This window comes from Diaphorobacter oryzae DSM 22780 (genome assembly GCF_059568935.1).
The window spans coordinates 46276-59180 of record NZ_JCANUL010000009.1; the positions used below are offsets into that span (position 1 = coordinate 46276).

A 12905-nucleotide genomic window follows, 5' to 3' on the forward strand; every position below is an offset into this window, starting at 1 on the left:
GCGGGGCAGGCCATGAAGGAACAGAAGATCGCCTTCTACAAGGGCCCCGCCGGCGGCTGGGGCGCGCTCAACAGCGTCAAGAACACGCTGCTGCACCAGGACATCCCGGTCAAGGGCGCGAAGACGCTGCTGTCGGCCAACCAACCCGACGGCTTCGACTGCCCCGGCTGCGCCTGGCCCGACCGCAACCACCATTCGGCCTTCGAGTTCTGCGAGAACGGCGTGAAGGCCGTCGCGGCCGAGGCCACGGCGCGCCGCGCGGGCCCCGAGCTGTTCGCGCGCCACACCGTCGCCGAGCTGGCCGCGCAGAGCGACTTCTGGCTCGAGGACCAGGGCCGGCTCACGCACCCGCTGCGCTACGACGCGGCCAGCGACCGCTACCGGCCCATCGCCTGGGACGATGCCTTCGCCCTCATCGCGCGGCACCTGAACGCGCTGCCCGACCCGGACCAGGCCATCTTCTACACCTCGGGCCGCACGAGCAACGAGGCGGCGTTCCTCTACCAGCTGTTCGTGCGCCAGTTCGGCACCAACAACTTCCCCGACTGCTCCAACATGTGCCACGAGCCCAGCGGCAGCGCCATGCGCCCGCAGATCGGCGTGGGCAAGGGCACGGTGACGCTGCAGGACTTCGAGCGCGCGGACGCCATCTTCATCTTCGGCCAGAACCCCGGCACCAACCACCCGCGCATGCTGGGCGAGCTGCGCGCGGCCCACAAGCGCGGCGCGCGCATCGTGAGCTTCAACCCGCTGCGCGAGCGCGGGCTGGAGCGCTTCGCCGACCCGCAGGACAAGCTGGAGATGGCGACCTTCGGCGCCACGCCGATCAGCACGCATTACTTCCAGCTGCGCGTGGGCGGCGACCTGGCGGCGGTTACCGGCATGATCAAGCATGTGCTGGAGGTGGAGGCGCGGCAGGGCGGCGTGCTCGACCACGGCTTCATCGCCGCGCACACCACCGGCTTCGAGGCCCTGGCCGCGCGGCTGCAGGCCGAGCCCTGGGCGCTGCTGGAGCAGGAGTCGGGCCTGACCGAGGCGCAGATGCGCAGCGCGGCCGACGTCTACATCGGCGCCGAACGCGTGATCGCCTGCTGGGGCATGGGCATCACCCAGCACCCGCATTCCGTGGCCACCATCCAGACCATCGTGAACCTGCTGCTGCTGCGCGGCAACCTGGGCCGCGAGGGCGCGGGCGCCTGCCCCGTGCGCGGCCACAGCAACGTGCAGGGCGACCGCACCATGGGCATCTGGGAAAAGCCCCCGGCCGCGCTGCTGGACCGGCTGCGCGACGTGTACGGCTTCGAGCCGCCGCGCGCGCATGGCGTGGACACGGTGGAGGCGATCCGGCAGATGCGGGATGGGCAGGGCCGGGTTTTCTTCGCCCTGGGCGGCAACTTCGCCGCCGCCACGCCCGACACCTACGAGACCTGGAAGGCCCTGCGCCGCTGCGACCTGACGGTGCACGTGGCCACCAAGCTCAACCGCAGCCATGTGGTGCACGGGCGCGAGGCGCTGATCCTGCCCTGCCTGGGCCGCACCGAGATCGACCTGCAGGCCGCCGGCCCGCAGGGCGTGACGGTGGAGGACTCGATGAGCATGGTGCACGTGAGCACGGGCATCAACCCTCCGGCATCGGAGCAGCTGCTGTCCGAGCCCGCCATCGTCGCGCGCCTGGCCGCCGCGACCCTGGGCGCGCGCAGCCGCGTGCCCTGGCTGTGGCTGGTCGAGGACTACGCCCGCATCCGTGACGAGATCGAGAAGGTGTTCCCCGACTTCCACGACTTCAACGCCCGCGTGGCCGTGCCCGGCGGCTTTCGCCTGCGCAACACGGCCAGTGAGCGGCTGTGGGCCACCGAAAGCGGCAAGGCCGCCTTCATCGCCAGCGCCGTGCCGCGCGACACGCCCTCGCACCGCGCCCGCGCGCGCCATGCGGACCGCATCGTCTTCACGCTGCTCACCACGCGCTCGCACGATCAGTACAACACCACCATCTACGGCATGGACGACCGCTACCGCGGCGTGTACGGCCAGCGCCGCGTGGTGTTCATCCACGCCGAGGACATCCGCGCCCTGGGGCTGAAGGACGGCGACCGGGTGGACATCCACACCGTCTGGGACGACGGGCAGGAGCGCCGTGCCGACGGCTTTCGGCTCGTCGCCTACGACATTCCGCGCGGCAACCTCGCGGCCTATTACCCGGAGACGAATCCGCTGGTGCCGCTCTCGGCCGTGGCCGAGGCGGCGGGCACGCCCACGTCCAAGTCCATCCCGGTGGTGCTGGCGCCGGCCGGCGCGGCGCCATGACCGGGCTGCGGCCGCTGGCCCCGGCGATCCTGCAGGCGCTGGCGCAGGAAGGGCCGGGCGCCGGCCTGTCGCTGCCACGCCTGTCCAAGCACCTGGGCCACAGCGCCAGCACCGTGCTGCGCGAGCTGAGCTTTCTGAGCGACGCGGCCCTGGGCGGCCAGCGGGGGCCAGGGTGGGTGCGGGTGTGGCAGGAAGAGGGGCGGTGGATGGCGGTGCTGACCGATGCGGGCCGGGCCCACGGCGCACCAGAGGCGCCTGGCACGGAGGCGGCTGCGGATCAGTTTGCTCCTGAATAAGGAGCTGTTGGCGCTTTTTGGATAAGCGCTGGAGCCAAAAAATGTTATCAAGATTTCTATGGGGCCCGCACGCACGGCTGGTGGGCATGGCCGTGCTGTGGGGTGCGTCGTGGCCCGCGGGCCGGGTGATTGCGCAGGCCATGCCGCCACTGGCGGCGGCGGCCCTGCGCTTCTTGCTGGCGGTGCTGGTGCTACTGCCCTGGATGTACCGCAGCGGCGCGTTCGCGGGCCTCAAGCACTGGCCGCGCCAGCGCTGGCTGGGCATGGTGGCGGCGGGCTCGGTGGGGGTGTTCGGCTATGCGGCCTTCTTTCTGATCGGGCTGCAGCACATCCCCTCGGGCAAGGCCGCGCTGGTGATCACGCTCAACCCGGTGGTCACGCTGCTGATGGCGGTCTGGCTGTTCCAGGAGCGTATCAACCGCGTGATCGGCGCCGGCATGCTGCTGGCGGCGGCCGGGGCGGTCACCGTCATCACGCAGGGACGGCCCCTGGCGCTGCTGGACGGCGGCGTGGGCGTGGGCGAGCTGCTGATCCTGGGCTGCGTGGCCTGCTGGGTGGGCTACACGCTGATCGCCCGCTGGCTGCTCACGGGCGTGGATGCGCTCTCCGCCACCACCATCAGCAGCTGCATCGGGGCGGTGATGCTGCTCGTCGCCAGCCTGGCGGTGGAGGGCACCGCGGGCCTGCAGGGCGCCTTCCGCAGCGGGGCGTGGGCCTGGGGCGCGATGGTGTTCCTGGTGCTGGGCGCCACGGTGCTGGCCTATGCCTGGTATTTCGACGGCGTCAAGGCGCTGGGCGCGGGGGCGGCGTCGGGCTACATCACGCTGGTTCCCGTGTTCGGCGTGGTCTTCTCGGCCCTGCTGCTGGGCGAGACGATCGACCGCTTCATGCTGCTGGGCGGCACCATGGCCGTGGCGGGCACGGCCGTGATGAACTGGGGCCGGCGGCCCGCGCCTGCCGCGCCCCCGGCGCTGGCCAAGCAGGCAGCGGGCTGAAGGGGCGCGGAGGAAAAAGGGGGCGGAAAGGAGAAGGAGTCGAACCTTCCGACCACGCGTGGCGCGGTCCACCGGGTTTGAAGCCCGGGCGCCCCACCAGGGACGCTTCCCTTCCAAAAAACTCAATCGCGCTCGGCGAACAGCGGCGTGCCGGGGCGCAGCAGGTGCGTGTCCTTCACGCGCCGCGTGAAGCCCACGCGGTCGAAGAATTCCAGCAGCTGGATGGCCCGCTTGCGGCCCAGACCCGTGGCGTCGCGGAAGGCCGCCGCCTGCACCGCGTCGCCCTGGCTCATGCACTCGCGTGCGAGCGCGGCCAAGCGTTCGATTGTAGGCAGCGGATAGTACAGGTCTTTGACCACCTGAAAGACTTCGCCGCGCCGCGCCAGGCTGGCGAGCGTCTGGCGCACCAGCGCCTCGGCGGCGCCGAGGTCCTGGGCCAGGGTGCGCACCCAGGGCGGGTCGAAGGCGCCGTCCAGCAGCGCGGGCATGAGCTGCTGCGCGAGCTTTTCCTCGGTGGCGTTCATGCGCGCGGCATGCTCGGGCAGGTGCAGCCAGTGGCCGCTGCGCGCGAGGGCCTGGCTCGTCGCCAAGCCCTCTATCGCGTGCTGCCACAGCGCATCGCCCGCGCGCGGCGCGGCCAGGCGGCGCAGGCGGCGCGTGTCGGGTCCGATCTCTTCGGGGCTGCCGGCGTGGAAGGCGCGCAGGCGCTCCAGCACCTGCGCCTGCAGCGCCTGCAAGGCGGCGGGCGCGATGGCGATGGCATCGCCCGCGATGCGGATGGCATCCGCTGGCAGCGGCAGATCCTGCGGGCCGGGCAGGGCCTCGGCGCGGGCGGTCTGCACCAGGTCGAGGCCCAGCGGCGCGTGGTCGAGCAGGGCGGCGATGCGCGCGGCGCGCCCGGGCAGGGCCTGGGCGGCGAGCTGGGCCAGGCGCTCGGGCGCCCGGCGGTAGCGCTGCGGCGCGAACGGGTCGAGCACGCGCACGCCGGCCACGGTGCGGGTGGCCGCGGCGTCGCGCAGCACGCCCCGGTCGCCATGCCATGCGGCCACGGTGCCGTGCAGCACGAGCTGGGCCAGCGCGGTCTCCCCCGGCGCGAGGGTGTCGCGGTCGAGCAGCACGATGCTGCCCGTCACGTCGCTGGTGCCCAGGTGCACGTGCATGGGCGTGCCGGAGCGCAGGGCCTTGGGCTCCTCGGGCCACAGGGTGCATTCCACGTCGATGCGCGTGCTGCCGAGGGCGATGGACGGTGCGCAGGCCCAGTCGCCGCGGTGGATCTCGTCCTTGGGCGCGCCCGCGAGCGCCAGCGCGCAGCGCTGGCCGGTGCGGGCCTCTTCGGCGGGCTGGTTCTGGGCGTGGATACCGCGCACGCGCACGCTGCGGCCCTGCGGGGCCAGGTGCAGCTCGTCGCCCACGCGCGCCGTGCCGCTGGTGACGGTGCCGGTGACCACGGTGCCCACGCCGGCCAGCGTGAAGGCGCGGTCGACGGCCAGGCGGAAGGCCCGCGCGCTGCCCTCCAGGCTGGCGGCGCCGGGCGGCTGGGCGCTGGCCAGCAGGTGCAGGCGCAGCGCCTCCACGCCCTCGCCCGTGACGGCGGAGACGGGGAAGACGGGCGCCCCCGCGAGCGCCGTGGGCGCCAGCAGGGCCTGCACCTCGGCCTGCACCTCGGCCAGGCGCGCGGCGCGCGTGGCGGGTTCGAGCCGGTCGATCTTGGTGATGGCCACCGTGCCCCGGGTGACGCCCAGCAGCGCCACCACGGCCAGGTGCTCGCGCGTCTGCGGCATCACGCCGTCGTCGGCGGCCACGATGAGCAGCGCGTGGGCGATGCCGGTGGCGCCGGCCAGCATGGTGTGCAGCAGGCGCTCGTGGCCCGGCACGTCCACGAAGCCGAGCGACGGGCCGCCCGGCGCGTGCAGGTAGGCGTAGCCGAGTTCGATCGAGATGCCGCGGCGCTTTTCCTCGGGCAGGCGGTCGGTTTCCACCCCGGTGAGCACGCGCACCAGCGAGGTCTTGCCGTGGTCGATGTGGCCTGCGGTGCCGATGATCATGGTTTGCTATGTATTTTGTAGCTTTTAGCGCTTGTGTATAAAGCGCAAAGTGCCAATTTCGTTCCCATCAAGCCTGCGTGAGCGCATCGGCCAGTGCCGGCAACTGCGCGGTGAAGGCGGGCGCATCGGCCGCCTCCAGGCAGCGCAGGTCCAGCCACAGGGTGTCGCTGGCGATATGGCCGATCACCGGGCGGGGCAGGCTGCGCAGCGCGGCCTCCAGCCGGGCCAGGGCGCGGCCGGCGCGCTTGGCCTGGGCCGGGGCGATGGCCAGGCCGTAGCTGGGAAGCTGGTCCACGGGCAGCGCGCCGCTGCCGATCTGGCTGAACAGCGGCGCGGTGCGCACGGTGTACTGCGGGCCTACGGCGGCCTGCACGGGCGCGCACAGGGCTTCGGCCTGGGCGCGGATGTCGGCCTGCGGGCGGGTGAACAGGCGCAGCGTGGTCAGGCGCGCGGGCAGGTGCTCGGGCGCCAGGTAAAGGCGCAGCACGGGCTCCAGCGCCGCCAGCGTGAGCTTTCCCACGCGCAGCGCGCGCTTGAGCGGGTTTTTCTTGATCTTGGTGATCAGGTCCTTGCGGCCCACGATCAGCCCGGCCTGCGGCCCGCCCAGCAGCTTGTCGCCGCTGAAGGTGACGATGTCGGCACCGGCGGCCACCACGTCGCGCACCGTGGGCTCGTGCGGCAGGCCCCACTGCGACAGGTCCACCAGCGTGCCGGAACCCAGGTCGGTCACCAGCGGCAGGCCGCGCGCGTGGGCGATCTGGGCCACCTCGGCCTCGGGCACGCTCTTGGTGAAGCCGGTGACGGCGTAGTTGCTGCAGTGCACCTTCATCAGCAGCGCGGTGCGGTCGGTGATGGCATCCAAGTAGTCCTTGGCGTGGGTGCGGTTGGTGGTGCCCACCTCGACCAGCTTGGCGCCGGCGCGGCCCATGATGTCGGGGATGCGGAAGGCGCCGCCGATCTCCACCAGTTCGCCGCGCGAGACGATGACCTCCTTGCGGGGCGCCAGCGCGTTGAGCGTGAGCAGCACGGCGGCGGCGTTGTTGTTGACCACCGTGGCGGCCTCGGCGCCGGTGAGGTCGCGCAGCAGGTCGGTGATGAGGTCGTCGCGGTCGCCGCGCCCGCCCGTGGCAAGGTCGAATTCGAGGTTGGCCGGCGTGGTCAGCGCCTGCACCACGGCCTGCACGGCGGCGTCGGGCAGCAGAGCGCGGCCCAGGTTGGTGTGCAGCACCGTGCCGGTGAGGTTGAACACGGCCTTCAGGCGCGGCGCGAAGCGCTCGACCAGGCGCTGCTGCGCCTGCGCGGCCACGGCCTCGGGGGCGAGCCGCTGGGCCGCCTGGTCCTGCGGGATCTCGCCCGCGAGCGCGGCGGCGCGCAGTGCGTCGAGCGTGGCGCGCACGGCGGCCGTGGCGGCCGTGGCGCCGTGCTCCGCGGCCAGCGCGCGCAGCACGGGCGTGGAGAGCACGCGGTCCACGCCGGGCAGTTGGGCGGCCGCGCTCACCGGGCCGCGTCCTCGTCGGTGTCGGCCTCCGACATGGGCAGCAGCGGGTTCATGCTGGCGCGCGCGAACGGTGTTTCGCCCATGAGCAGGTCCAGCATGAGCGTGGCCAGGTCGTCGGCCAGGGGCTCGGCCATGGGGTCCTTTTCCTGGTTCACGACCTTGCGGTAGGTGTGGCAGGCGTCGCAGGTCTCGGCCAGCACCACCTCGTCCCGCACGGCGCCTTCCTGGTTCTGCTCCAGGCCCTGGTAGCGCACGCCCTTGGTCGATTCGCAGTGCGAGCACTTGATGCGCACCATGTGCCACTCGGTGCAGCAGGTGCCGCAGTGCAGGTAGCGCAGGCCGGCCTCGCGCCCGCCGATGCGCAGCACGCTGGCCGTGGGGGCCGTGCCGCACACGGGGCAGACGGTGGCCGGGTCGGTGTAGGGCACGTCGCCTTCCTGCAGGCGGCTGGCCCGGTCGGTGAAGGTGACCTGCAGCGCGGCCATCACGATGGGGGCGGCGGCCAGGTCCTGCGGCTCTGTCAGCAGGCCGACCAGCACGCGGCGGGCCAGGGTGTCGCGCTCTTCCCGGGGCATGGCGCGCAGGGCCTGCAGGGTGGGCTGCAGCGCCTGGGGCACTTCGGCGGCGCCGTCCAGCGCGGCGAGCAACTGGTCGAGCACGCCGTGCCAGGCCGGGTCGACGTGGCTGGCGGCAGGCAGCAGGGGCATGGAATGCTCCTGGGCCTGGGCGATCAGCGCGGCGTCGGGTGCGGCCGTCTGCACCGTGGCGGCGGCCTGCTGCTGGGCCCGCACGAGGCGGGACAGAAAGCGCAGGTAGTCGCCGATGGGGTTGCCCTCGGCCTTCTGCGCCAGGCGCGCGGAGCGGTCGGCGAACAGGCTGGCCGGCTGGGGCAGGCGGATGCGGGGCTGGCTGGTGCGGTCGAGGGCTTCGATCTCGCCGGGTTGAAGAATGCGTTGCACGGGATCAGAACTCCAGAAATAGAAATGCCGCCGGCTGCAGGTGCGGCCGGCGGCAGGAGCGGCGAGCGCAGCGGTCAGCTATTGTCGCCCGTTACCTTGCGGTACCAGCCGCGGTGGTGCTGCTTGGCCCAGGCGCGCGTCACGGTGCCGTAGAGCATGGCGCGGATGGTGCCGCGCGTCCAGATGGCGGCGTACACGTGCAGGATGATGAGGCCAATCATCCACACGGCGGCGACGGCGTGCAGCACCGAGGCCATGCGCACCACATCCACCGGCAGATTGATCCAGGAGCGCCACATCATGACGCCGCTGACGACGAGCAGCAGCATGCCCACCACCAGCCCCCAGAACAGCACCTTCTGGCCGCCGTTGTACTTGCCCTGCTCGGGCATGTCGTGGTCGTTGCCGTCCACCATCTTGTTGACGTTCTTGAGCCACTCGACGTCGCGCTTCTCGATCATGTTGAGCGACGCGAAGCGCGCGGCCATGACCAGGAAGAACACGAACATCACCACCCCGATGTAGGGGTGCAGGATGCGCGTCCAGGAGCCGCCGCCGAACAGCAGGGTCAGCGGGAAGAACGCCGGGTGGAAGAACGCCAGGCCCGAAAGCGCCAGCAGGATGAAGCAGATGCCTACGATCCAGTGGTTGGCGCGCTCGGATGCGTTGTAGCGCTGCAGGTCGCGTGGATTGCGTTTCATGGCTGGCTCTCCTTCTGGGCCTCGGCCTCACGGTCCTTGCGTTCCATTTCGTCCTCCAGTTCCTTGGACACGTCGTTGGGGCCCTTGGTGATGTAGTGGAACAGGCTGCCCAGCGCCGCGGCACCCAGGGCGGCCATGGCGAGCGGCTTGGAGACGCCCTTCCACAGACCGACCATGGGGCTGATCTTCGGCGTATCGGGCAGGCCCTGGTACAGCGACGGCTTGTCGGCATGGTGCAGCACGTACATGACGTGCGTGCCGCCCACGCCGGCCGGGTCGTACAGGCCGGCCTGCGCGAAGCCGCGTTCCTTCAGGTCGGCGATGCGCTCGTCGGCATGGTCCTTCATCGCCTTCTTGGTGCCGAACACGATGGCACCCGTGGGGCAGGTCTTGACGCAAGCAGGCTCCTTGCCCACGGCCACGCGGTCCGAGCACAGCGTGCACTTGTAGGCCTTGCTGTCCTTCTTGGAGATGCGCGGCACGTTGAACGGGCAGCCGGTGACGCAGTAGCCGCAGCCTACGCAGTGCTCTTCGTGGAAGTCCACGATGCCGTTGGTGTACTGCACGATGGCGCCGGGCGACGGGCAGGCCTTGAGGCAGCCCGGGTCTTCGCAGTGCATGCAGCCGTCCTTGCGGATCAGCCATTCCAGATTGCCCGTGGCCTCGTTGTCGTATTCGGTGAAGCGCATCACCGTCCACGCGTTCTCGGTCAGGTCGTTCGGGTTGTCGTACACGCCATGGTTCTCACCGGGCTCCTGGCGCAGGTCGTTCCATTCCATGCAGGCGGTCTGGCAGGCCTTGCAGCCGATGCACTTGGAGACATCGATCAGCTTGGCCACCTCGCCGGACTGCGGGGAGCGGGCCTGGGGCGCCGGGGTGGTGGTGGCCGACAGTCGTTTGATATCGAGGGATTGCAATGACATCGTGCCTCCTTACGCCTTCTCGACCTTCACGAGGAAGGTCTTGAACTCCGGCGTGTTGGTATTGCCGTCGCCCACGAAGGGCGTCAGCGTGTTGGCCAGGTAGCCCGGCTTGGTCACGCCCTTGAAGCCCCAGTGGATGGGAATACCGACGTGGTGCACCGTCTTGCCCTCGATCTTCATGGGCTTGATCCGCTTGGTGACCACGGCCACCGCCTTGATGGCGCCCCGCTTGGAACTGACCTTGACCTTGTCGCCCGCGGCAATGCCCAGCTCCTTGGCCAGGGCCTCGCCGATTTCGACGAACTGCTCCGGCTGGGTGATGGCATTGACCAGCGAGTGCTTGGTCCAGTAGTGGAAATGCTCGGTCAGGCGGTAGGTGGTGCCCACGTGGGGGAACTCCGATGCCTTGCCGAAGGTTTCCCAGATGTTCTTGAACACCCGCGCGGCCGGCGAAGACGTGGCCTTGGGGTTGTTCGGGTACATCGGGTTCATGCCCAGCGGCGTGTCGAACGGTTCGTAGTGCGTGGGGAACGGTCCTTCGGCCATGCCCTTGCGCGAGAAGAAGCGTGCGACGCCCTCGGGGTTCATGATGAACGGGCCGGCCCCGGTCTCGGGTGCCAGCGTGGCCCCCATGTCCGGGATGTCGGCACCGCTCCAGGCTTTGCCGTTCCACTCGACGAGCTTGCGGCGCGGGTTGAAGGCCTTGCCCTTGAGGTCGGCGGAGGCGCGGTTGTAGAGCACGCGGCGGTTGGCCGGCCAGGCCCAGGCCCAGTTCAGCGTGTTGCCGATGCCGGTCGGGTCGGAGCTGTCGCGCCGTCCCATCTGGTTGCCGGCCTGCGTCCAGGCGCCCGCGTAGATCCAGCAGCCGCTGGCCGTGGAGCCGTCGTCGCGCAGCTCGCCAAAGCCCGACACCTGCTGGCCCGCGGGGCGCAGCACCTTGGTCGGGTCCTTGGGGTCGAGCAGGTCGACCAGCGCCTTGCCGTTGTACTCCTTGGCGATTTCCTCGGAGGTCGGGTGGTCGGGCTGGGCGTACTTCCAGTCCAGGTTGAGGATCGGGTCCGCGAACGCGCCGCCGTCCTTGGCGTAGAGCGCCTTCAGGCGGTGGTGCAGCGCGGACATGATGGCCACGTCGGTCTTGGCCTCGCCCGGGGGCTCGGCCGCCTTCCAGTGCCACTGCAGCACGCGCGAGGAGCTGACCACGGCGCCTTCTTCCTCGGCGAAGCAGGTTGTGGGCAGGCGGAAGACCTCGGTTTGCACCTGTGCGGTGTCGATGTCGTTGAACTCGCCGAAGTTCTTCCAGAACTCCGAGGTCTCGGTGGCCAGCGGATCCATGACGACCAGGAATTTGAGCTTGGCCAGGCCGTCGCGCACGCGGCTGCTGTTGGACAGCGACGCGATCGGGTTGAAGCCCTGCGCGATGTAGCCGTTGACCTTGCCTTCGTTCATGAGCTGGAAGTACTGCAGCATGTCGTACTGCTTGTCCAGCTTGGGCAGGTAGTCGTAGGCCCAGTTGTTTTCGGCCGTCGCGGCGGCGCCGAACCAGGACTTCATCAGGCTGACGTGGAACTTGGGATAGTTCTGCCAGTAGCTCATCTGCCCCGGGCGCAGCGGCTTTTGCGTGCGCGTGGTGATGTAGCCCTGGTAGTCCTGTTCCTTCTCGCCCGGCAGCGTCAGATAGCCCGGCAGGCTGGCCGACAGCAGACCCAGGTCCGTCAGGCCCTGGATGTTGGAGTGTCCGCGCAGCGCGTTCATGCCGCCGCCGGCCACGCCGATGTTGCCGCACAGCAGCTGCACCATGGCGGCGCAGCGCAGGATCTGCGCGCCCGTGGAGTGCTGTGTCCAGCCCAGGGCGTACAGGATGGTGGCGGCACGGCCGGGCACCGCCGTGGAGGCGAACTTCTCGCACACGTGCAGGAATTTCTCCTTGGGCGTGCCGCAAGCGCTCTCGACCTTCTCGGGCGTGTAGCTCTCGTAGTGCTTCTTCATGAGCTGGTACACGCAGCGCGGGTGCTGCAGTGTGGGGTCGGTCTTGACGTAGCCGTCTTCACCGAGCTCGTAGTCCCAGCTCTTCTTGTCGTAGGTGCGCTTTTCCTCGTTGTAGCCCGAGAAGATGCCGTCCACGAATTCAAAGTCATCGCGCACGATGAAGCTGAAGTCCGTGTAGTTGTGCACGTACTCGTGGTGGATCTTGTCGTTGGACAAGAGGTAATTGATCATGCCGCCCAGGAACACGATGTCGCTGCCCGACCGGATGGGGGCATAGAAGTCGGCCACGGAGGCAGAGCGGTTGAAGCGGGGATCGACCACCATGAAGTGCGCCTTGTTGTGCGCCTTCGCTTCGGTCACCCACTTGAATCCGCAGGGGTGTGCTTCGGCGGCATTGCCGCCCATGATCAAAATAACGTCCGCGTTCTTGATGTCGACCCAATGGTTCGTCATCGCTCCACGGCCAAACGTCGGGGCAAGACCTGCCACCGTCGGGCCGTGTCAAACACGTGCTTGGTTATCGAATGCCAGCAGGCCCCAGGAACGGGCCACTTTGTGGGTGATGTAGCCGGCTTCGTTGCTCGACGCCGAGGCGGCCAGCATGCCGGTGGTGAGCCAGCGGTTCACCGTCAGGCCGTCATCGGTCTTGGCCTGGAAGTTGGCGTCGCGGTCTTCCTTGAGGAGCTTGGCGATGCGGGTCAGGGCGTCGTCCCAGGACAGGCGCTTCCATTCGTTCGAGCCCGGGGCGCGGTACTCGGGGTACTGCAGGCGGTTGGGGCTGTTGATGAAGTCCAGCAGGCCGGCGCCCTTGGGGCACAGCGTGCCCAGGTTGACGGGGTGGTCGGGGTCGCCCTCGACGTGGATCACCGATGGCTTGGCGTTGCGCGAGCCGTCGCCCAAGGAATACATCAGGATGCCGCAGCCGACCGAGCAGTAGGTGCAGGTCTGGCGGGTGACGGTGGTGGCGGCCAGCTTGTACTGGCGTACTTCGGCAAGCGCGGTAGCGGGCGAGAAGCCCATGGCGACCAGGCTGGATCCAACCAGCCCGGCGCTGCTCACGCGGAAGAAATGCCGGCGGTTCATGTCCATGACGGAACCTCCTGTCGTGGGGGAGTTGTATGTATGGTCATCTTGGTTGCATGTCTCAGCCAAGGCTACAGGGATAGCACGTATCCCCGCCCCTTGACAACCCCGTGGT

Annotated in this window: 9 protein-coding genes and 1 tRNA gene; 3 read left to right on the forward strand and 7 right to left on the reverse strand. The window is 69.8% G+C overall.

Annotated features, from left to right (window positions below; genetic code table 11):
* The first annotated feature begins 12 nt into the window (after nucleotides 1-12).
* Genes BP68_RS14165 through BP68_RS14175 form a run of 3 tightly spaced genes read left to right on the forward strand, consistent with a single transcriptional unit; the run spans nucleotide 13 to nucleotide 3595 of the window.
* Entirely contained in the window at nucleotides 13-2304 is a 2292-nt protein-coding gene (locus BP68_RS14165; protein ID WP_496372852.1) for an FdhF/YdeP family oxidoreductase, read from the forward strand.
* Complete coding sequence (locus BP68_RS14170) at nucleotides 2301-2600, forward strand: hypothetical protein (protein ID WP_496372854.1); 300 nt, start codon at nucleotides 2301-2303, stop codon at nucleotides 2598-2600. The genes BP68_RS14165 and BP68_RS14170 overlap by 4 nt, the downstream gene beginning before the upstream one ends.
* 41 nt (nucleotides 2601-2641) lie before the next feature.
* The gene (locus BP68_RS14175; protein WP_496372856.1) at nucleotides 2642-3595 is read left to right on the forward strand and encodes a DMT family transporter; all 954 of its coding nucleotides are present in this window, start codon (nucleotides 2642-2644) and stop codon (nucleotides 3593-3595) included.
* A gap of 23 nt (nucleotides 3596-3618) precedes the next feature.
* On the opposite strand, the gene BP68_RS14180 is transcribed toward BP68_RS14175, so the two are convergent.
* From BP68_RS14180 to fdnG, 7 genes are all read right to left on the reverse strand, one after another.
* Nucleotides 3619-3710 (reverse strand) — tRNA-Sec (locus tag BP68_RS14180).
* 7 nt (nucleotides 3711-3717) lie between these two features.
* The gene (selB, locus tag BP68_RS14185) at nucleotides 3718-5640 is read right to left on the reverse strand and encodes a selenocysteine-specific translation elongation factor (protein ID WP_496372858.1); all 1923 of its coding nucleotides are present in this window, start codon (nucleotides 5638-5640) and stop codon (nucleotides 3718-3720) included.
* 67 nt (nucleotides 5641-5707) lie between these two features.
* The gene (selA, locus tag BP68_RS14190) at nucleotides 5708-7138 is read right to left on the reverse strand and encodes an L-seryl-tRNA(Sec) selenium transferase (RefSeq protein ID WP_496372860.1); all 1431 of its coding nucleotides are present in this window, start codon (nucleotides 7136-7138) and stop codon (nucleotides 5708-5710) included.
* The gene (gene fdhE, locus BP68_RS14195; protein ID WP_496372862.1) at nucleotides 7135-8097 is read right to left on the reverse strand and encodes a formate dehydrogenase accessory protein FdhE; all 963 of its coding nucleotides are present in this window, start codon (nucleotides 8095-8097) and stop codon (nucleotides 7135-7137) included. Before fdhE ends, selA begins: the two co-directional genes overlap by 4 nt.
* A 74-nt stretch (nucleotides 8098-8171) precedes the next feature.
* Nucleotides 8172-8798: a formate dehydrogenase subunit gamma gene (locus BP68_RS14200; RefSeq protein ID WP_496372864.1), complete on the reverse strand. Its 627-nt coding sequence runs from the start codon at nucleotides 8796-8798 to the stop codon at nucleotides 8172-8174.
* Nucleotides 8795-9721: a formate dehydrogenase subunit beta gene (gene fdxH / locus BP68_RS14205; protein WP_496372866.1), complete on the reverse strand. Its 927-nt coding sequence runs from the start codon at nucleotides 9719-9721 to the stop codon at nucleotides 8795-8797. The genes BP68_RS14200 and fdxH overlap by 4 nt, the downstream gene beginning before the upstream one ends.
* Before the next feature lie 9 nt (nucleotides 9722-9730).
* On the reverse strand, nucleotides 9731-12796 hold the full coding sequence (fdnG, locus tag BP68_RS14210; protein WP_496372868.1) for a formate dehydrogenase-N subunit alpha: 3066 nt from the start codon (nucleotides 12794-12796) through the stop codon (nucleotides 9731-9733).
* Nucleotides 12797-12905: the final 109 nt, after the last annotated feature.

Excerpts from the sequence above, each read along its gene's own strand:
- BP68_RS14165 (WP_496372852.1), top strand. The coding sequence starts at position 13 with ATGAAGGAACAGAAGATCGCCTTCTACAAGGGCCCCGCCGGCGGCTGG.
- BP68_RS14170 (WP_496372854.1), top strand. The coding sequence starts at position 2,301 with ATGACCGGGCTGCGGCCGCTGGCCCCGGCGATCCTGCAGGCGCTGGCG.
- BP68_RS14175 (WP_496372856.1), top strand. The coding sequence starts at position 2,642 with ATGTTATCAAGATTTCTATGGGGCCCGCACGCACGGCTGGTGGGCATG.
- selB (WP_496372858.1), bottom strand. The coding sequence starts at position 5,640 with ATGATCATCGGCACCGCAGGCCACATCGACCACGGCAAGACCTCGCTG.
- BP68_RS14200 (WP_496372864.1), bottom strand. The coding sequence starts at position 8,798 with ATGAAACGCAATCCACGCGACCTGCAGCGCTACAACGCATCCGAGCGC.
- fdxH (WP_496372866.1), bottom strand. The coding sequence starts at position 9,721 with ATGTCATTGCAATCCCTCGATATCAAACGACTGTCGGCCACCACCACC.